General features: G+C 65.2%; 17 protein-coding genes. 7 read left to right on the forward strand and 10 right to left on the reverse strand.

The window, feature by feature from the left end; all coding sequences use genetic code 11:
- Nucleotides 1–5: 5 nt before the first annotated feature.
- Nucleotides 6–860 carry an enoyl-CoA hydratase gene (locus tag QM712_RS27270; protein ID WP_415026253.1) on the reverse strand — a complete coding sequence of 285 codons (855 nt, stop codon included), beginning with the start codon at nt 858–860 and terminating at the stop codon, nt 6–8.
- A gap of 170 nt (nt 861–1,030) precedes the next feature.
- Here QM712_RS27270 and QM712_RS27275 point away from each other — a divergent pair, with 170 nt between their 5' ends.
- The 3 genes from QM712_RS27275 to QM712_RS27285 all read left to right on the forward strand — a co-directional run bounded on the left by QM712_RS27275 (nt 1,031) and on the right by QM712_RS27285 (nt 3,212).
- Nucleotides 1,031–1,639: a LemA family protein gene (locus QM712_RS27275; RefSeq protein WP_415026254.1), complete on the forward strand. Its 609-nt coding sequence runs from the start codon at nt 1,031–1,033 to the stop codon at nt 1,637–1,639.
- A gap of 143 nt (nt 1,640–1,782) precedes the next feature.
- Nucleotides 1,783–2,709: a TPM domain-containing protein gene (locus QM712_RS27280; RefSeq protein ID WP_415026255.1), complete on the forward strand. Its 927-nt coding sequence runs from the start codon at nt 1,783–1,785 to the stop codon at nt 2,707–2,709.
- A gap of 5 nt (nt 2,710–2,714) precedes the next feature.
- Entirely contained in the window at nt 2,715–3,212 is a 498-nt protein-coding gene (locus tag QM712_RS27285; RefSeq protein WP_415026256.1) for a TPM domain-containing protein, read from the forward strand.
- Between the two features lie 129 nt (nt 3,213–3,341).
- On the opposite strand, the gene QM712_RS27290 is transcribed toward QM712_RS27285, so the two are convergent.
- Both QM712_RS27290 and QM712_RS27295 read right to left on the reverse strand, forming a co-directional pair.
- On the reverse strand, nt 3,342–4,154 hold the full coding sequence (locus tag QM712_RS27290) for an MBL fold metallo-hydrolase (RefSeq protein WP_415026257.1): 813 nt from the start codon (nt 4,152–4,154) through the stop codon (nt 3,342–3,344).
- Nucleotides 4,151–4,522: a Crp/Fnr family transcriptional regulator gene (locus tag QM712_RS27295; protein ID WP_415026258.1), complete on the reverse strand. Its 372-nt coding sequence runs from the start codon at nt 4,520–4,522 to the stop codon at nt 4,151–4,153. Before QM712_RS27295 ends, QM712_RS27290 begins: the two co-directional genes overlap by 4 nt.
- Before the next feature lie 265 nt (nt 4,523–4,787).
- On the opposite strand from QM712_RS27295, the gene QM712_RS27300 reads away from it, so the two are divergent.
- The 3 genes from QM712_RS27300 to QM712_RS27310 all read left to right on the forward strand — a co-directional run bounded on the left by QM712_RS27300 (nt 4,788) and on the right by QM712_RS27310 (nt 7,617).
- Complete coding sequence (locus QM712_RS27300; RefSeq protein ID WP_415026275.1) at nt 4,788–5,792, forward strand: hypothetical protein; 1,005 nt, start codon at nt 4,788–4,790, stop codon at nt 5,790–5,792.
- Between the two features lie 95 nt (nt 5,793–5,887).
- On the forward strand, nt 5,888–7,435 hold the full coding sequence (locus QM712_RS27305) for a hypothetical protein (protein WP_415026259.1): 1,548 nt from the start codon (nt 5,888–5,890) through the stop codon (nt 7,433–7,435).
- Nucleotides 7,436–7,452: 17 nt separating this feature from the next.
- On the forward strand, nt 7,453–7,617 hold the full coding sequence (locus QM712_RS27310) for a hypothetical protein (RefSeq protein WP_415026260.1): 165 nt from the start codon (nt 7,453–7,455) through the stop codon (nt 7,615–7,617).
- Between the two features lie 126 nt (nt 7,618–7,743).
- Here QM712_RS27310 and QM712_RS27315 read toward each other — a convergent pair whose 3' ends face one another.
- From QM712_RS27315 to putA, 3 genes are all read right to left on the reverse strand, one after another.
- The gene (locus QM712_RS27315) at nt 7,744–8,391 is read right to left on the reverse strand and encodes a glutathione S-transferase family protein (RefSeq protein WP_415026261.1); all 648 of its coding nucleotides are present in this window, start codon (nt 8,389–8,391) and stop codon (nt 7,744–7,746) included.
- A 249-nt stretch (nt 8,392–8,640) separates the two neighbouring features.
- Nucleotides 8,641–9,846, reverse strand: coding sequence for a CaiB/BaiF CoA transferase family protein (locus QM712_RS27320; RefSeq protein ID WP_415026262.1), 1,206 nt, complete (start codon nt 9,844–9,846; stop codon nt 8,641–8,643).
- Between the two features lie 108 nt (nt 9,847–9,954).
- Nucleotides 9,955–12,954 carry a bifunctional proline dehydrogenase/L-glutamate gamma-semialdehyde dehydrogenase PutA gene (putA, locus tag QM712_RS27325; RefSeq protein ID WP_415026263.1) on the reverse strand — a complete coding sequence of 1,000 codons (3,000 nt, stop codon included), beginning with the start codon at nt 12,952–12,954 and terminating at the stop codon, nt 9,955–9,957.
- 115 nt (nt 12,955–13,069) lie between these two features.
- Between putA and QM712_RS27330 the strand changes: the two genes are divergently transcribed.
- Nucleotides 13,070–13,531 carry an Lrp/AsnC ligand binding domain-containing protein gene (locus tag QM712_RS27330; protein ID WP_415026264.1) on the forward strand — a complete coding sequence of 154 codons (462 nt, stop codon included), beginning with the start codon at nt 13,070–13,072 and terminating at the stop codon, nt 13,529–13,531.
- Between the two features lie 171 nt (nt 13,532–13,702).
- On the opposite strand, the gene QM712_RS27335 is transcribed toward QM712_RS27330, so the two are convergent.
- The 4 genes from QM712_RS27335 to QM712_RS27350 all read right to left on the reverse strand — a co-directional run bounded on the left by QM712_RS27335 (nt 13,703) and on the right by QM712_RS27350 (nt 17,496).
- Nucleotides 13,703–13,903, reverse strand: coding sequence for a cold-shock protein (locus QM712_RS27335; protein ID WP_008563500.1), 201 nt, complete (start codon nt 13,901–13,903; stop codon nt 13,703–13,705).
- 208 nt (nt 13,904–14,111) lie between these two features.
- Nucleotides 14,112–14,414: a cytochrome c gene (locus tag QM712_RS27340; RefSeq protein ID WP_415026265.1), complete on the reverse strand. Its 303-nt coding sequence runs from the start codon at nt 14,412–14,414 to the stop codon at nt 14,112–14,114.
- Nucleotides 14,415–14,425: 11 nt separating this feature from the next.
- A complete protein-coding gene (locus QM712_RS27345; RefSeq protein ID WP_415026266.1) occupies nt 14,426–15,625 on the reverse strand; it encodes a molybdopterin-dependent oxidoreductase in 1,200 nt (399 codons plus the stop codon).
- Between the two features lie 134 nt (nt 15,626–15,759).
- The gene (locus QM712_RS27350; protein WP_415026267.1) at nt 15,760–17,496 is read right to left on the reverse strand and encodes an adenylate/guanylate cyclase domain-containing protein; all 1,737 of its coding nucleotides are present in this window, start codon (nt 17,494–17,496) and stop codon (nt 15,760–15,762) included.
- Between the last annotated feature and the right edge of the window lie 37 nt (nt 17,497–17,533).

Consider the following 17,533-nt stretch of genomic DNA (forward strand, 5'->3'; position numbering starts at 1 on the left):
CGGGGCTACTCCGCGGCCGCCGGCGGCTTGCGCACGGAGGGATGCAGGCCTGAAGGATCGACCACCATGCCGAATTCCTGAAGATTGTGCGCATGGCACAGCTGATGCAGTGCAAAGGCCTGGTCGATTGCCGCCGGCTGGCCCATCACGTCGACCGAGCGGTTGACCGCCTCCTTGGTCAGCTTCAGCGCGAAAGACGGCTTTGCCGCGATCCTGCGCGCCAGCGCCAGCACGCTCGCCGACAGTTCCGCACGGGGCACGACCTGGTTGACCATGCCGAGCTGATGCGCTTCCTGGGCACTCCAGCTGTCGGCGGTGAACAGGAATTCCTTGGCCTTGCGCGGACCAAGCTCCCAGGGATGCACGAACCATTCGACGCCGCAGACGCCCATGGTGACGACGGGATCACAGAACTGGGCATCGTCGCTGGCGATGATGAGGTCACAGGCCCAGGCCAGCATCAGGCCGCCGGCGATGCATTTGCCATGCACCTCGGCGATCATCGGCTTGGCGAGGTTGCGCCAGCGCCGTGTGATCTGGAGATATATTTCCTGCTCGCGCGCGAAGCGGCCATGCGCGTTGGGCTCGGCGAATCCGCCCCAATTTCCGATCGGCGGAAAATCGGTGCCGGCGGCGTTCTTGCCGCCTGGACGTAGATCATGCCCCGAGGAGAAGTGCGGCCCGTTGCTGGCGAGGATGATCACCTTGACCGCATCGTCCTGCACGGCCGCGTCGAAGGCGGCGTTGAGGTCGTAGGTCATCTGCAGGTTCTGCGCGTTGCGCGCATCCGGCCGGTTCATCACGATTCGGGTGATCGCCGGCTCCGGCCTCTCCACGAGGATGGTCTCGAACGAGGTCATCGCGTTTCCCTGGTACTTCCATTCTTGTTTTGCCCGAGTTGACTATGTCAGCCAGTGATAGGCAAGAGGCTTGCGTCAGCCGGCTGCTTTTCGTGTCACACGCGCAAGACGTCTGGCGTCTTGCGCACTCAATCTGGTAGTTTGCCCCGGATTCCATCGGGAGAAATTTGATGCGCAAGATCCTGACTGTGTTGGCGGCGCTGGCTTCGCTCAGCCTGACCAATTGCGGCTACAACGCCATCCAGGGCGAGGACGAGCAGATCAAGGCGAACTGGTCGGAAGTCGTGAACCAGTATCAGCGCCGTGCCGACCTCGTGCCCAATCTCGTCAATTCGGTGAAGGGCTTCGCGCAGCAGGAGAAGGACGTGCTGCTCGGGGTCACGAATGCGCGGGCCAAGGTCGGTAGCATCCAGGCGACGCCCGAGGTGCTCAACGACCCGGCCGCGTTCCAGAAGTTCCAGGCAGCCCAGGGCGAGCTCTCCAGCGCTCTCTCGCGCCTGCTGGTCGTCACCGAAAACTATCCGCAGCTCAAATCGGACGCGCTGTTCAAGGATCTGATGTCGCAGCTCGAGGGCACCGAGAACCGCATCACTGTGGCGCGCAACCGCTACATCAAGTCGGTTCAGGATTACAACGTCACCATCCGTTCCTTCCCGAGCAACCTCACCGCGATGGTGTTCGGTTACAAGGAGAAGCCGAATTTCTCGGTCGAGAACGAGAAGGAGATCTCGACCGCGCCCAAGGTCGACTTCAACCCGGCGCCCGCGACGTCGAAATAGCGCACGCCGTTTTGCGAATGCGCTTCGCTCCACCAAACGCCGTCAGTCCCCGCGAAAGCGGGGAATCCGGTACGCCGCGGCTTCTCCGAATGCTCATGGTGTCTCTGGCATGCCGGATCGCCCGGTCGCGCCGGGCGATGACGATGACAGTCATGTTGCTGCGGCATCGTCGTGCGGCGTTGTCGCGCGGAGGCTTGCTGGTCGCATTCCTCTTCCTCGCCTTTGCGCTCCCTGCCTCTGCCGACGTCGCCGTGCCACAACTGACCGGCCGCGTGGTCGACCAGACCGGCACGCTGTCGAGCGGGGACGTCGCTGCGCTGACGCAGAAGCTGCGGGACTTCGAGACGCGGAAGGGCAGCCAGATCGCCGTGCTGATCGTGCCGACCACGCAGCCCGAGACGATCGAGCAATACGCGATCCGCGTGGCGGATGCCTGGAAGATCGGACGCAAGAAGGTCGACGACGGGGCGATCCTCGTCGTCGCCAAGGATGACCGGCACTTGCGCATCGAGGTCGGCTACGGGCTCGAAGGCGCGCTCACCGACGTCACCTCGCGGCGGATCATCGACGAGGTCATCACGCCGAAGTTCAGGACCGGCGACTTCGACGGCGGCATCTCGGATGGTGTCGACCGCATCATCAGCGTGATCGACGGCGAGCCGTTGCCGGCGCCCGCGCCGAGCACGAGTTTCAGCAGCGACCTCGGGGAGTTGGGACCGGTCGTTCCCTTCGCCCTGTTCGCTTCGCTGTTCGTCGGCGGCATCCTGCGCACGATGTTGGGGCGCCTGCTCGGCTCGGTTGCGACCGGCGGCGTGCTCGCAGCGCTGGCATGGTTCCTGGTCGGCTCCTTCGGCCTCGCGCTGGCCGTCGGCGCCATCGCCTTCGTGCTCGCCTTCATCGCCGATCTCGTTCCCATGACGACCGGGCCGGGCACGGGCTACTCGCGACGCGGCTCCTGGTCGAGCGGCTCCTCGTCGGGAGGCGGCTGGAGCGGCGGATCCTCGTCCAGCGGCGGCTTCAGCGGCGGCGGTGGCAGCTTCGGCGGCGGCGGCGCATCGGGGAGCTGGTAAGGTTCATGAGCATCAGGCGCATCACCCGGCATCTCCTGCAGCACCATTGGCGTGCGAAACAGGTGTTTCGGCAGGACGTGCTCGACCGCATCGAGCAGGCGATCAAGCGCGGCGAGGCCACCCATTCCGGCCAGATCCGCTTCGTCGTCGAGGCCGCGCTCGACGGCACGCCGCTGTTCCGCAACCAGCCTGCACGCGCGCGCGCGCTCGACGTGTTCTCGCATTTGCGGATCTGGGACACCGTTCACAACAACGGCGTCCTCATCTATCTCCTGCTCGCCGACCGCGATGTCGAGATCGTCGCCGACCGCGGCATCGATGCGAAGGTCGGGGCCCATGGCTGGGAAACCATCTGCCGCGCGATGGAAGCCGAATTCAGGTCCGGGCAGTTCGAACGCGGGGTGATCGGCGGCATTGAGGCGGTTTCGCGGCAATTGTCCGCACATTTTCCGTCCGTGGGCCCCCACCACAACGAACTCCCCGACACCCCGGTGGTGATGTGACGATAGGCGTGGGGGCGATCTACTCCATCATTGCGAGCGGAGCGAAGCGATCCAGACTGTTACAGTGGCAAGACTCTGGACTGCTTCGCTGCGTTTGCAATGACGAGGCCGGCAGAGAAGCTTTCGCGATCAATCATCCAGCTTGTTCAGGTCCCGCACCGATTGCATGATCGGCTCGAAGTTCGAGCGCGCGTCGAGTGCGTCGAACAATTGCGCGGTGTCCTCGAGCAGGCCGTGCGATCTGGCGATCGCAATGCGGACGTCCTCCTGAGGTGTGTCCGACAGCCGGCCGTGGCCGGAGAGCAGGATCTTCGAATTCAGCCCCTTGAGGCGCTCCAGCGACTGGATGTAGTCGGCGATGCTGCCGGAGCCGAACACGCCGCCCATCACGCCGCCGGGCATCAAAGTGTCGGCCGCGAACAGCAGGCCCTTGTCCTGGTCGAACAACGTGATGCAGGCCGAGGTGTGGCCCGGCGTGTACATCACGTTCAGACGAAAATTACCGAGGTCGATCAGATTGCCTTCCTCGAGCCAGATGTCGATGTTGATCGGCACGTTCGGTTCGTTGAACATCTTGCGCAGCATCGAGAAGTCGTCGCGCAGCATGATCTTGTTGGCGGCGAGCCGATGGGCGGCGACGAACGTGCGGCGTTCGTTGAAGTGCCAGGCGGCGCCGATATGGTCGAGATGCTCGTGGCTCAGCACCACCATGTCGATCTTGTCCGGCGGGCAGCCGGCGAATTCGAGGCATTCCACCATCGCCGGATAGTTCGACGACAGTCCGACGTCGATCAGGATGGTCCGCGCCGAGCCGCGCACCAGATAGGCGTTGGCGGCGCGGTTGGAGAAGCGGATCTGGAAGACGTCATCGGTCGCCTGGATCAGCGAGCAGATGTCGTTCTTCATCACGATCGGGAAGGAGGCCGGTTTGCGGTCGCTCATGGCTGCGGCGCCCGATAGGTCACGGCGTTGGAGGCGCGCAGGCGCTTGGACAGCGCATCCATCACCATCAATGCGAAGGCCGGCTGCTGGCTGACGAGATAGACGAAGCGGGCGTGGTTGATCCTCATCACCCTGGTGTTCGGCGCCGCCGCGATCGCCGTCGCCGAGCGCGCCGAGCCGTCGATCACGGCCATCTCGCCGAAGAACTCGCCCTTGCCGAGCTTGACGATGGTGGTTCTGGCCGGGCCGTCGACTTTGGCGATCTCGACCTCGCCGTCGAGAACCACGAACAGCTCGCGGCCGGTCGAGCCCTCCTCGAAGATGACGTCATCGACACCAAACGCGTTGATGCACTTCTCGATCGTCATGGCACTCCCTGGCCTTTCTGGCTGGCGGGACGATCCATGTTAGCCGGGGAACAATGACGGGCAAACAGTGAGTTCGGGTGGGGGCGGGGGCATGGGCTTACAATTTGCGCGGCGCTGCCACGCCGGTTCCACTTTCCCGGCGCAATTCGGCCCCGGAGGAGTTCCTAAAATTTCGGTAAGCGGGTCCCGAGGTAAGGATTTCGCAAGCAATGAAAGTTACCAAAAGGTCAATCTGGACTGGAGTATTTGAGCCGTGAGTGAAGCAATGCCCGAGCAGGCCGCCCAGGACACTGGCGCCGTTGATGCCGCCGCCCCGCAGGCCGTCGAGGTCGCCGCGGGCGTCGAGGCTCCCTCGATCGCCCCCGACCACGAGGCGCCGCCCAAGGCCGATCTGGCGAAGCCCGAATCTCCGAGGATCGAGCCTCCCAAGATCGAGGCGTCCAAGATCGACGCCGCCAGGATCGATCTGCCCCAGATCGGCGCCAGGTCCGAGGCCGGATCCAGGCCCGAGCCGAAGCCCGGCAAGCTCATCGTCATGGCCCCCTCGGACCGTTCCTGGGATCGCGAGGATTTCGCGCCGCATGTGAAGGCGGATGAGACGCGCGAGCCCGCCGGCAAGCGCCGCCTGTCGGCGATGGCCGCAATGGTGGCGATCGCGGCAAGCATCGGCGCGATCAGCGGCGCGCTCGCGACCGTCGGTGTCATGCATTTCTCCGCCGCCCAGGCGCCGGCACAGGTCGCCGACACCAGTGCGCTGGATGCCTCCGTGGCTCGGATCGATGCCGACATCGTCGCCCTCAAGGCCAATGTCGAGCACACCTCGAAGACCGGCCTGAACCAGTTCAACCGGGCCAATGACCGCCTCGACAAGCTCGAGAAGGCCCAGGCCGAGCCGATGGCCAAGCTCGCAAAGCTGTCGGAGACCGTCGACAAGCTGCGCACCGCGCCGGCCACCGCGCCCGCACCGGCGGCAGCCGCCGCGGCCGCGAAGGAGACGACCGGCTCGATCGCGCCGACCCAGGTTGCCACCGCCGCGCCGGCCCCCGCCGCCCCCGCGGCACCCAGGACCGAAGTCGGCCGGTTGCCGATGGTCGAGGGCTGGGTGTTGCGCGACGTCGCCAATGGCGGCGCGCTGATCGAAGGCCGGGGAGGCCTCTACGAGGTCTATGCCGGCGATCCCATCCCCGGCGTCGGCCGCGTCGATGCGATCCGCCGCCAGGACGGCCGCTGGGTGGTCGTCACCAGCAAGGGCCTGATCGTCGCACGCTGAGCCGATCGGCATCCGAGTTCGCGGAAAGGCGCTTCACCACGATGTGAAGCGCCTTTTTGCTTGAATAGCCGTCGTCGCGCGGTGTTAGTGGAGGCATGGGCCGCGCGTTGCGAATTCTCGTTGCCGTCGCCGCGCTTTGCGGTGGTGCCATGTCGCTATCTGCGGCAGAGAATCCACCGCTCGCACGCGGCGCCGCGATCATGGACCCCGGTCTGCTGCGCAGCCTCGATCAGCGCGACGCATTCACGATCTCGCGTCTGTTGTGGCCGGAGCGGAACGCGGATGGCCCGCTCACCAACGACCTGCTCTCACACGCCCCGAAACTCCAGCAGGTTCTGCCGGCACTCGATGCGGAGTTCGATCGCTACGTCGCGCGGCACGAGGCCGCCTCGCCCAGCGAAACCATCGGCGTCGGCGAGGGCTTCGACGTCCAGTTGTTCGATCGGACCGTCCTGAGATCCCGCGACACGCGCTTCGTGCTCGCCGGCATCGTCAACCGCATGGACCGCGCCTACGTCTCGGAGGATTCCTGCGGCGAGATCAGGCTGATCTATCGCCTGGCCCGTTTCGACGCGCAGCCTGACGGCAGCAGGACGGCGACGCGCCTGCCGATGACGATCAACCTTGTGATGAAGGCGAGGGATGCGCGGCAGACCGGGCAAGGTGGCAAGCACATCACCTGCGCCGATGTGGCCCGGCGCTGGCTCGGCAACGGCGACTGGCAGGGGTTGATCGGCGATCGCCTCCATCCCGACGATGCCATGCTCGATCGCATCGAGACCAACATCCAGATCTCCATCGCGCCGAAATCGGCATTGCACGATTTCCGTTCCGACTATCTGCTGAAGGTTTTCAAGTATGATCCTGCGGCGAAGCAGTTCGAGGAATCGACGCTGGAAAACCAGATCGACCGCGACAGTATTCTCGCCAGCGGCGCGCTGCTGCGCGACTTCAAGGCTTGGCTGCTCGAGCCCGATCATTTCCGCGACTTCGATCGCGGCACGGTGCTGATCCCGGACAGGTTTCTGGCCAAGGCCGCAATCGTACCGACGCCGGCCGGATTCGACGCATCGGATCTGCAGCCGGAGTTCGGGATGATGCCGGGCGAGGGGCGCGACAAAGGCAAGGATGATCCCGTCTTCACCGATGACGACGTGGTCGGCGCGCTGAAGCAGGCCGCCGCGCGCGGCATCACGATGCAGAACATCCGCTCGGTCGCCGGTTTCCAGCGCCGGCTCAACGATGTCACCTGTGCCGGTTGCCACCTGACCCGCGGCATCGGCGGCTTCCATTTTCCGGGCGTCGACTGGCTTGCCGACAAGCCCTCCAATTCCACCATCGTGCCGGCCTCGCCGCATTTCTTCGGCGATCAAGTCCGCCGCCGCGACATCCTGGCCGCGTTCGCCGCGGGCAAACGTCCTGATTTCTCACGCGGATTTTCCAGCCGGCCGCAGCTCCGCGGCAGCCGGGAGCTCGCCGGGACCGAGTACCAGGACGGCTGGGGCGCGCATTGTTATTTGCAGAATCCGGGATCGGGAACGGCCGACACGAGTTTTACGTCATGGACCTGTGCTAAAGGTCTCACCTGTCAGGCTGCTTCGGCTTCGAGCCGCATCGGCATGTGCTTCATCAAGACGCGCTAAACCGATTTGGATGACCCATGACGGACACCGGCGACGCCAACAAGGAGCGCAATCGCGAGATCGCGCGGAATGAGGAAGCCAAACAGGTGACCGGCAGCATCCGCGTCAGCACTTGGGCGATCGCGGTGGTGGTGATCATCGGCGGAATCCTGTTCACGCTCGGCTGGCTGGCGTCGCGGTAGCAGGATCTCTGCGCGTCATGCCCGGGTTCGTCCCGGATGCGGGGACGTTTTCGTATTCGCGCTGAAGATCATGGATGGCCGGGCCGAGCCCGGCCATGACGATTCAGTTGCACAGGCGCCAAAGCCCTATTTGGCGTAATGCGTCAGTCGCTTGCCCGGCAGAAGGTCGTAGGCCGATTTCCAGCCCGGCAGCGCGGCGATGCGGCCGAGCCACGCATGGATGGCGGGATGGCTCGTCGCGAAATCGTAGCCGTGCTCCTCGCTCGGATAGTGCAGATAGGCCATCATCGAGAAATCGGCGACCGACGGCTTCGCGCCGATCGCGAAGGCGTTGTGCTGGAGATGCCCGGCAAGGATCCCGAGGAAGTCGTCGATCCGGTAGCGGAAATGTTTCAGCACCTGCGGATCGCCGTTCGGGATGAATGTCCGCATGAAGCGATAGGTCGCCATGTAGCCGGTGAGCTTGTGGTTGTCCCAGAAAAGCCAGCGCAGCAGCTCGAACTCCTCGTCCGCCGTCTCGCCGCCGAAACGGCCATACTGCTTGGCCAGCTTCAGCAGGATCGGTGCGGTCTGCGTCATCTTCACGCCGTCGACCTCGAGCACCGGGATCTCGCCCATCTCGTTCACGGTGCTGCGCCATTCCGGCGTGCGGGTGACGCCGCCGCCGAAATCGGTCCAGACCGGCTCGAAGGTCTCGCCGCAGAGCGTCAACATCAGCGCCAGCTTGTAGCTGTTGCCGGATTCCGGGAAGTAATGCAGGCGGTAGTCTGGCATGGGACCTCGAATATGGAGGGAACGCTGTCGACCATCATAGCGCGACGGTCGCTCATCGTCATTGCGAGCGCAGCGAAGCAGTCCGGCAATGCATCCTTGGCCCGCCGTCGTCCCGGCGCGGGCCGGGACTCATGCCGCCGCCGAATTCATCGATTACGATCGGTCGAAGTCCCGAACGATGAGTCTTCGCCAAACGACTCTCTCGAGTTATGGCTCCCGGCCTGCGCCGGGACGACTGGCGCGCCGAGCTTACCCCACCGTCCCCGATGATTTGAGCTGCTTGATCGCTGCCTCGTCGTATCCCGCACCGCGCAAGATCTCGTCACTGTGCTCGCCCACGGCGGGCGGCTTGCGCGGCTGCACCTTCTTGGCGCCGTCGATCCAGATCGGGCTGTTGATGGTGAGCATGGTGTCGTTCTCGAACGGCACCAGCACGTCGTTGTCGAGCATCTGCTTGTCGTTCGGGATGTCGTCGAGAATGGCGACGATGCCGAACACGAGGCCGCTGCCGTCGAGGATTTTCCGCCACTCGGCGAGGTCCTTGGTGGCAAAGATCTCGTCGAAGATCTTGATCAGCTCGAGCGAGCGGGCATGCCGGTCGGGCTTGGTGGCGAAGCGCGGATCGGCGATCAGTTCCTCGCGTCCGAGACAGCGGGCGAGAATCGGCCATTGCCGCTCCTCGTTGAGCAGCGACAGGATCAGCCAGCGGCCGTCCCTGCACTGATAGTGATTGGCGACCGCGTTCAACGCGTGCTCGCGCGGACGCCTTTCACCGAACTTGGAGCCGCAGAGCTTGGCCTGTGCCAGCACGCTTGCCGCCCACACGCCGTTCGCCATCAGGTTGGAGGCGACATGCGAACCCTTGCCGGTCTTCTCGCGCTGATAGAGTGCGGTGACGATCGCGCCGTAGAATGCCATGGCGCAGGGATGATCGCCCATGCCCGCGACGGAGCGGGCCGGTGTCGTGTGGGTGTCGGCGCGGACGAGGTCCATCAGGCCGGAGCGCGCCCAATAGGCGTTGCTGTCGAAGCCGGGTTTGTTCGCCTCTTCGCCCTTCTCGCCGTAGCCCGTGAAGGAGGCATAGATCAGCCGCTCGTTGAGATGGGCGAGGTGGTCGTAGGTGATGCCGAGCTTGGTCCGCACCGGCGGCGGCATGTTGGTGATGAAGACGTCGGCCTCTTCCACCAGCTTGTAGAGCACGGCCTGTCCCTCGGGCTTGGAGAGGTCGAGCGCGAGGCTCTTCTTGTTGCGGGCTTCCAGCAGCCACGCGAAATTGTGCTCGCCGGTCGGATAGCCCGGCAGGTTCGGAAGATTGCGATAGGGATCGCCGGCGCCCGGCGGCTCGATCTTGACGACGTCGGCGCCGAAATCCGACAGCACGGTCGCGGCAGCGGGCGCTGCGATGAAGCTCGCGCAGTCCAGAACTTTCAGGCCTGCAAAAATGCCCTTTTCCATGGCGGCGTGCTCCCTCGCTCTTTTTTCCCGCCCGCTGGAATTGGCGCGGACGAGACATGGGAAGCATTAGACCGATGTTTCGGCGGGATGCAACGCTCCTCGCGCGCCTCATTCCTCTCCTGCGAGCAAGGCAGCGTTGCCGCCGGCCGCGGCGGTGTTGATGGTCACGGTCTTCTCGGCGGCGAAGCGCGCCAGGTAATGCGGGCCGCCGGCCTTCGGGCCGGTTCCGGACAGCCCGTTGCCGCCGAACGGCTGCACGCCGACCACGGCGCCGATCATGTTGCGGTTGACGTAGATGTTGCCGATCTGCGCGCGGTCGATGATCGTCTCGACCGTGTCGTCGATGCGGGAGTGAATGCCGAGGGTGAGGCCGTAGCCCGTGGCTGCGACCGCCTGCAGCACGCGGCCGAGGGTCTCGGCGCGATAGCGCACGACATGCAGGATCGGGCCGAAGACCTCCTCGGTCAGTTGTTGTGCGTCCTTGAGCTCGAAGATGTGCGGCGCGACGAAACAGCCGTCCGGCGCCGTGCCGGCAAAATGCAGCCGCGCCTCCGTCTTCATCCGCGCGACATGTGCGTCGAGACGCTGCTTGGCTTCCATGTCGATCACCGGCCCGACATGGGTCGCGACGCCGGCGGGATCGCCGATCTTCAGTTCCTTCGCGGCGCCCGCGATCATCTCGATCATGCGGTCGGCGACATCCTCCTGCACGAACAGCAGCCGCAGCGCCGAACAGCGCTGGCCGGCCGAACGGAACGCCGACGTCACGACGTCGTCGGCGACCTGCTCCGGCAGCGCGGTCGCATCCGCGATCATGGCGTTGATGCCGCCGGTCTCCGCGATCAGCGGCACGATCGGCCCATCCTTGGCGGCGAGCGTGCGGTTGATGATGCGTGCGACTTCGGTCGAGCCGGTGAACACGGCGCCGGCGATATCCCGGTGCGCGGTCAGCACGGCGCCGATGCGGCCGTCGCCGGTGACGAGATGCAGCGCGTCCGCGGCAATGCCGGCCTCATGCAGCAGCCGCACGGCTTCGAGCGCGATGCGTGGGGTCTGTTCGGCGGGCTTTGCCACCACGCTGTTGCCGGCCATCAGCGCCGCCGTGACCTGGCCGAGGAAGATCGCCAGCGGAAAGTTCCAGGGCGAGATGGCGACGAAGACGCCACGCCCGCGCATGGCGAGCGTGTTACTTTCGCCGGTCGGGCCCGGCATCGCCGTCTCGGTGCCGAACAGCTTTCGGCCCTGCGCGGCATAGTAGCGGCAGAAATCCGCGGCTTCGCGCAGCTCCGACAGGGCATCGTCCAGCGTCTTTCCACCCTCGCGCTGCAGCAGCGCGAGGAAACGAGCGCTGCGGCTCTCCAGAAGGTGCGCGGCCTGCTCCAGTGCCGCCGCGCGCGTGGCCGCCGGCGTGCGGCTCCAGGCGCCAAAGCCAGCGCGCGCCGCGGCCACCGCCGCGTTCGCTTGATCCGGCGTCGCATCGGCGATGGGTCTTTGGTCGGACGTCTCGGCCCCGACGTCCGCGAGCAGACGGTCGAGTGCGGCGCGATCTCCGAATTCAATGCCGCGCGAATTCCGCCGCTCCGGCGCGAAGAGATCGACGGGCAGCGGAATCCGGGCATGGTGGGCCTGATCCGGCCGAACCACGAGATCGGCCGGCCGCTTCAGCAACGCCGGGACCGGCACGCGATAATCGGCGGCCTGCGCGACGAAGGACGAGTTCGCGCCATTCTCCAGCAGCCGCCGCACCAGATAGGCGAGCAGGTCGCGATGGCTGCCCACCGGCGCATAGGTGCGGCAGGCGATGCCGGGGTGATCCTTCGCAAGCTGCTCGTAGAGCGCTTCGCCCATGCCGTGGAGGCGCTGGAACTCGAAGCCGCCGCTGTCCCCTGCAAGCTCCAGGACGGTCGCGACCGTCAGCGCGTTGTGGGTGGCGAATTGCGGGAAGATGCGCGGACGCAAGGCGAGCAGCTTCTCGGCATTGGCGACGTAGTTGAGATCCGTCATCGCCTTGCGCGTGAACACCGGATAGCCGTCGAGCCCGCGCTCCTGTGCGCGCTTGATCTCGGTGTCCCAATAGGCGCCCTTGACCAGCCGCACCATCAGCTTGCGGTCATGCGCGCGCGCGAGTTCATGGACGTAGTCGATCACGGCGCCTGCACGCTTCTGGTACGCCTGGATCGCAAGCCCGAATCCGTCCCAGCCCTTGAGCGAAGGATCGGCGAGTGTCGCGGCGATCACGTCGAGCGACAGTTCCAGGCGGTCGGCTTCCTCGGCATCGACGGTGAAGTTCAGGTCATGGGTTTTGGCGCGCCGCGCGAGATCGAGCAGGAGAGGCACCAGCTCGCGCATCACGCGCTCGCGGCTGATGGCCTCGAAGCGCGGATGCAGGGCCGACAGCTTCACGGAGATGCCGGGCCGGTCAGGCAGGGGGGAGCTGCCCGCCGCCTTGCCGATGGTTTCGATCGCGCTCGCGTAGGCGTCGAAATAGCGCGTCGCGTCTGCGGCCGTCCGCGCACCTTCGCCGAGCATGTCGAAGGAATAGCGCGGCTGCTGGCCGGAGCGCGGACGGCCGCGCTCCAGTGCCTGCTCGATGGTCTCGCCGAGCACGAAATGATTGCCCATGAGCCGCATCGCCTGGCGCGTGGCGGCGCGCACGGCCGGCGCGCCCAGCCGCTTCACCAGCCGGCCGATGGTGCCGTTGGGCGTCTCGCCGGGCTGGATCACCCGCGCCGACAGGCCGAGCGCCCAGGTCGAGGCATTGACCAAAAAGGCGGTGGACTTGGTCTCGTGATGGATGAAGTCGCCTTCGCCGAGCTTGTCCTCGATGAATTGGTCGGCGGTGCGCGCGTCAGGAACCCGCAGCAGCGCCTCGGCCAGCACCATCAGTGCCAGGCCTTCCCGGGTGGACAGCGCGAACTCGCGCAGCATGTCCTCGACACCGCCAAGACGATCGTCACGCTTGCGGACCGCTTCGATCAGCCGCGTGGCGGTGCGGTCGATCCGTGCGTCCTGCGGCTGGCTCAGATGGACTGCCTGCAGCAGGCGGGCGGCGATCTCGGAGTCATCGGGTGCGTAGGGGGCGGCGAAAGGCGGCGGGATGTTCGGCATGGGCATGTCCTGTGGCTGACAACCAAAGTAATCGCCGCGCCGCCGTAGTTCGATAGACAAATTCGGAGTTTTGCCTCATAAAATGAGGTTAGAAGCCAATCTGGACGTATAATTCATGGAATTGGATCGAATCGACCGGAAAATCCTCTCGATCCTTCAGGAGGACGGGCGCATCGCCAATGTCGAACTCGCCGAGCGCATCGGCCTGTCCGCGACCTCGATCGGCGAGCGGCTGAAGCGCCTGCAGCGCGAGGGCTTCGTCGAGGGCTATGGCGCGCGGCTGAACCCGCACCGGCTCGGGCTCGGGCTCCTGGTGTTCGTGGAGGTGCTGCTCGACAAGACCACGCCCGACAATTTCGAACGCTTCGCGCGCGCCGTAAAACTCGCGCCGGAGGTGCTGGAGTGTCACATGGTTGCCGGCGGCTTCGACTATCTTGTGAAGGCGCGTCTGGCCGACATGACCGCATATCGACGCTTTCTCGGCGAGACCTTGCTGTCGATGCCGGGTGTGCGCGAGACGCGAACCTATGCGGTGATGGAAGAGATCAAGCGCGACGCACCGTTGCCGGTGGGCTGAAGAGTGTCGCCGCGATTGTCATTGCTGTCGCGTTGAATGAGCGGTTTTCGCAGGAAAAATAGCTACCCTTGCGCAATCGCAACGCTTGTCGTCGAATGCACTGACCGTCTTCTGAAATTTTTTTGGCCCCACTCCCGAAGCTGGTCCGGGAGGCAGCTAAAGCTGCTGGGCTTAGACCTTGAGGTTCTCTGCGGACGTCTTGCCCCGGTTTGCGATCTCTTCGTATTCAACCGTCTGTCCCTCGTTGAGGGTGGACAGGCCGGCTTTCTGCACTGCCGAGATATGCACGAACACATCCTTGCCTCCCGACGCAGGCTGGATAAATCCATAACCCTTCGTCGGGTTGAACCACTTGACCGTACCTTTAGCCATCACGACTTCTCCGCGGGTCTTCCTCCGAGATCTCGAACCGCCAGTCCCCGCCAACCGGCCGGTTCGGTCCTAACAGGATACGCGGAATGTTGCGGGCTTGGTAGCGCAAACCACATCGGGATTTCGCCGAATTCCGCTCAACTTCGCGGCGCCTTTGCCGATTTTGCCCGTTTCGCGGTCAATTGCCCCGCGTGTCGCGAGCCGTCCGTCAATAGGTGGCGGCCAGATAGTCGACGATCTTGCCGACGTCGGCATCGTCGATCGGTGCACCATAGACCTTGATCATCTTGGTCACCTCGGCCTGCCAGAAGCCCTTCTTGTCCTTCATCGGCGGCTGCGTCTTGATGTAGTCGGCCGAGTGGCAGGCGCTGCAATTTCCCTGCACGACCTCGAGATTGGGGCCGGGCTTGAAGGCGGCGACCTCGTCCGGCGTCTGGTAGTTCACGGGCGCGGCGGTTGCGGAGCCGAGACCGGCCGCGAGCATCATGGCGAGGAGAATGGTGCGCTGCATGATCATTCTCCTCAGGCCACCGTCACGCGTACGGTTTCGACGACGTTGCGCAAATAGCCCGCCGGATTCCAGCGCGGCGTATCCGGCTGGATCTCGCCGCCATTCCCGGTGGCGCGAACCTTGAGATCGTAGGAACCGGACGCGAGCCTCACCGGGAGCTTCCATTCGCGGAAGGAGTATCTGCCGAGATCCTTGCCGAGCCTGGCGCTCGTCCAGGTCTTGCCGCCGTCGGTGGAGATTTCGACCGTCTTGATGCCCTTGCCGCCGTCGAAGGCGATGCCGCGCAGCGTCGTGCGTCCCGCCTTCAGCTTGGCGCCGTCGGGGACGCTGGTGATGAAGGAGCGGATGGTGAAGCGGTTGATCGGGATCGTCGCCTTCGGCGCGGTGCCCGGCTCGATCGAATTGTTCGGCGTGTCCGGGATGCGGTAGGCCGATTTCATCCAGAAGCCGTCGAAGACGTTGTCGACGACGGTGATCTCGTTGAGGTGCTTGACCCAGTAGGTGCCGTAATAGCCGGGCACGATCAGGCGCAACGGAAATCCGTTGAGGAACGGCAGGTCCTCGCCGTTCATGCCATAGGCCAGCATCACCTCGCCATCGGTGGCGTGATCGAGGTCGAGCGCCTTGACGAAGTCGGGTGTCTTCTCGCTGACCGGGCCGTCCATGCCGCCGAAGGTGACCTGTTTGGCGCCGGCCTGCACGCCGGCCATTTCGAGCACGGTCTTCAGCGGCACGCCGCGCCAGCGCGCATTGCCCATCGCGCCGTTGCCGAGTTGGCCGCCGGCCACGCGCGGCTCGACGAAGCCGCGGCTGTTGCCGGAGCACTGGTTGACGGCGACGATCTCCGCCGCCTTCATCTTCTTGATGTCCTTCAGCGACAGCTTGAGCGGCTTGTCGACCTTGCCCTTGATCTCGAGCGTGAACTTGTCGGGATCGAGGCTGTAGGGCAGGTCCGACAAATGATAGCGCACGAAGAACGCATTGTTCGGGGTGATCGGACCGTCGTCGAACACCGCGAACGGCGTCTCGAGTTGCGGAGGCCTGCTGGTCAATCCGATCATCGGCCGCTTCTGCGGATATTTCACCAGCGGCCGCTCGCCATTGGCGAAAGGCAGCGTGACCGTGTCGAGAGCGAATGATCTGTTGGGGTTCAGTGTGGCCGCAATAGCGGCAAGTCCCGCTCCTTTGAGCAGGTCGCGTCGATCGAACATTGAGTCTCCTCCCGGAGCTTTCGTTGAGTCGCGGTCATCACCGCGATCCCGCGCCCATCTGCCGCAACGATCCGGATGAAGTCAATTCGTGCTTTGGGAGCAGGCCCATGCCGCTGCGTTGCAGCAAGCCGATGTCACGCCGCCACGCGTGCGGCGCCATCGACGAGCGCGGAAAGCAGCCTGCTGTCAGCGACGATGCGCACGAGCATCGGCTCGTCGCGGCCCCGGATCGCGACCTCCTGCTGAGGCAACGCATCGTCCGGCAGGCCCGCAGTGCGGCGGACTTCTTCCGAGACGACCGCCTCGCAGGCGAGTGTCTTGGTCATGTCCTGGAGACGGGCGGCGACGTTGACGGCATCGCCGAGCGCGGTGAAGACGATATGGTCGCGATAGCCGATGTCGCCGATGATGACTTCGCCGCCGTGGACGCCGATGCCGAAGCGGATCGGCTGGCGCAGATCGTGGCTGAGGATCTCGTTGAGCTCGTCCACATGCGCGGCGATGCTGGCGACGGCCGTCAGCGCCTGCCGGCAGGCGGTCCGGGGATCGGCGGTCAGCCCGAACAGCGCCAGCATGCCGTCGCCCACGAACTGGTTCGGCTGGCCGCCATTCTCGATCACCGCCTGCGAGACGGCGCCGAGGAAACGGTTGACGATGAAGACGGTGTCGAACGGCAGCCGCTTCTCGGCGAGTTGCGTCGAGCCGCGCATGTCCACGAACAGGCTGACGAGATAGCGCTCCTGGCCGATCCGGGCCGGCGTCGAGGCGTGCGCGTTCGCCGACAGCGTGTGCGGCGTGAAGAGCTGGAAGAACGAGAGATCGGAATCCGGTCGCAACTGGCAGGCAAGCCGGATCGACGGATCGGTGGTGCCGACGCGCGCGAGCACGAACGCCTCGCGTTGCGACGGCTCGGGCAGCGCGGCGTGATCGCCGATGATGCGGATGCGGCAGGTCGAGCAGCGCGCGCGGCCGCCGCAGACGCTGGCATGCGGCACGTTGTGGCGCAGGCTTGCTTCCAGCACGGAGAGGCCTTTCGGCACGCGGATCGTCTTGCCGTTGCCGTAGGACAGCGCGATCATGCCCGCGCGGCGCTCGCGCAGGGCCCGTGCGCCGCGCGCCAGCAGCACGAGGCCGAGCAATCCGAAATAGCCGTAGGTGAGGCCGTTGCTGATGCGGTCGAGCGTGTCCGCCTCGGCGGCCGTACCGAGCTGGCGCTGCGTCACGTTGTTGGCGCGCCATTGCGCGTCTTCGGCGTCGGACATCACGCTGCGGCCGCCCTGGTAGATGCCGAGCAGGGCCAGCGTCGGGATCAGCACGGCGGCCGCGAGCAGATACGGCGCGGCGCGCGTGAAGAACGGCTTGAGGCGGAGCCAGAAATAGATGCCGATGCAGCCGTGCACCCAGGCGATGACGAGCAGGATCGTCATCGTCCATACGCGCCCCGGGGATGCGACGAAGAACAGATAGAGCTCCTGCGGATAGAGCTTCTCGTGCCCGAACAGCGTCTGGCCGAGCCGCACGCCGATGACGTGGGCCATGACGAGGGCGGGGATGCTCAGACCCAGGGCGAGCTGTAGCGGTTCGATCGCCCGCCAGCGGAACTCCCGCCGCTGGTACAGCGCGTAGATGCCGAGCCCCATATGCGTCAGCGCCGCCGTGTAGAACACGATTGCGACCGGCAGGAACTGCCAGAACGTCGTGTGATAGTAGACCCCGACCTCCATCGCATCGACCGAGATGTTGCCGAGCGCGTGGTTGAGGAAGTGGCTGACGACATAGGCGAACAGGATGACGCCACAGACCAGCCGGACCTGCCGCACGCTGGTCGCGTGGAGGAGTTCGGACATGCGTGCGGAAGCGGTCACGGTCATGATTCGGTTGTATCAGCCCACAAAGATGAACAGCCAG

This window comes from Bradyrhizobium sp. (assembly GCF_047605465.1).
Lineage (GTDB): Bacteria > Pseudomonadota > Alphaproteobacteria > Rhizobiales > Xanthobacteraceae > Bradyrhizobium.

Excerpts from the sequence above, each read along its gene's own strand:
- QM712_RS27270 (WP_415026253.1), bottom strand. The coding sequence starts at position 860 with ATGACCTCGTTCGAGACCATCCTCGTGGAGAGGCCGGAGCCGGCGATC.
- QM712_RS27275 (WP_415026254.1), top strand. The coding sequence starts at position 1,031 with ATGCGCAAGATCCTGACTGTGTTGGCGGCGCTGGCTTCGCTCAGCCTG.
- QM712_RS27280 (WP_415026255.1), top strand. The coding sequence starts at position 1,783 with ATGACAGTCATGTTGCTGCGGCATCGTCGTGCGGCGTTGTCGCGCGGA.
- QM712_RS27285 (WP_415026256.1), top strand. The coding sequence starts at position 2,715 with ATGAGCATCAGGCGCATCACCCGGCATCTCCTGCAGCACCATTGGCGT.
- QM712_RS27290 (WP_415026257.1), bottom strand. The coding sequence starts at position 4,154 with ATGAGCGACCGCAAACCGGCCTCCTTCCCGATCGTGATGAAGAACGAC.
- QM712_RS27295 (WP_415026258.1), bottom strand. The coding sequence starts at position 4,522 with ATGACGATCGAGAAGTGCATCAACGCGTTTGGTGTCGATGACGTCATC.
- QM712_RS27300 (WP_415026275.1), top strand. The coding sequence starts at position 4,788 with ATGCCCGAGCAGGCCGCCCAGGACACTGGCGCCGTTGATGCCGCCGCC.
- QM712_RS27305 (WP_415026259.1), top strand. The coding sequence starts at position 5,888 with ATGGGCCGCGCGTTGCGAATTCTCGTTGCCGTCGCCGCGCTTTGCGGT.
- QM712_RS27310 (WP_415026260.1), top strand. The coding sequence starts at position 7,453 with ATGACGGACACCGGCGACGCCAACAAGGAGCGCAATCGCGAGATCGCG.
- QM712_RS27315 (WP_415026261.1), bottom strand. The coding sequence starts at position 8,391 with ATGCCAGACTACCGCCTGCATTACTTCCCGGAATCCGGCAACAGCTAC.
- QM712_RS27320 (WP_415026262.1), bottom strand. The coding sequence starts at position 9,846 with ATGGAAAAGGGCATTTTTGCAGGCCTGAAAGTTCTGGACTGCGCGAGC.
- putA (WP_415026263.1), bottom strand. The coding sequence starts at position 12,954 with ATGCCGAACATCCCGCCGCCTTTCGCCGCCCCCTACGCACCCGATGAC.
- QM712_RS27330 (WP_415026264.1), top strand. The coding sequence starts at position 13,070 with ATGGAATTGGATCGAATCGACCGGAAAATCCTCTCGATCCTTCAGGAG.
- QM712_RS27335 (WP_008563500.1), bottom strand. The coding sequence starts at position 13,903 with ATGGCTAAAGGTACGGTCAAGTGGTTCAACCCGACGAAGGGTTATGGA.
- QM712_RS27340 (WP_415026265.1), bottom strand. The coding sequence starts at position 14,414 with ATGCAGCGCACCATTCTCCTCGCCATGATGCTCGCGGCCGGTCTCGGC.
- QM712_RS27345 (WP_415026266.1), bottom strand. The coding sequence starts at position 15,625 with ATGTTCGATCGACGCGACCTGCTCAAAGGAGCGGGACTTGCCGCTATT.
- QM712_RS27350 (WP_415026267.1), bottom strand. The coding sequence starts at position 17,496 with ATGACCGTGACCGCTTCCGCACGCATGTCCGAACTCCTCCACGCGACC.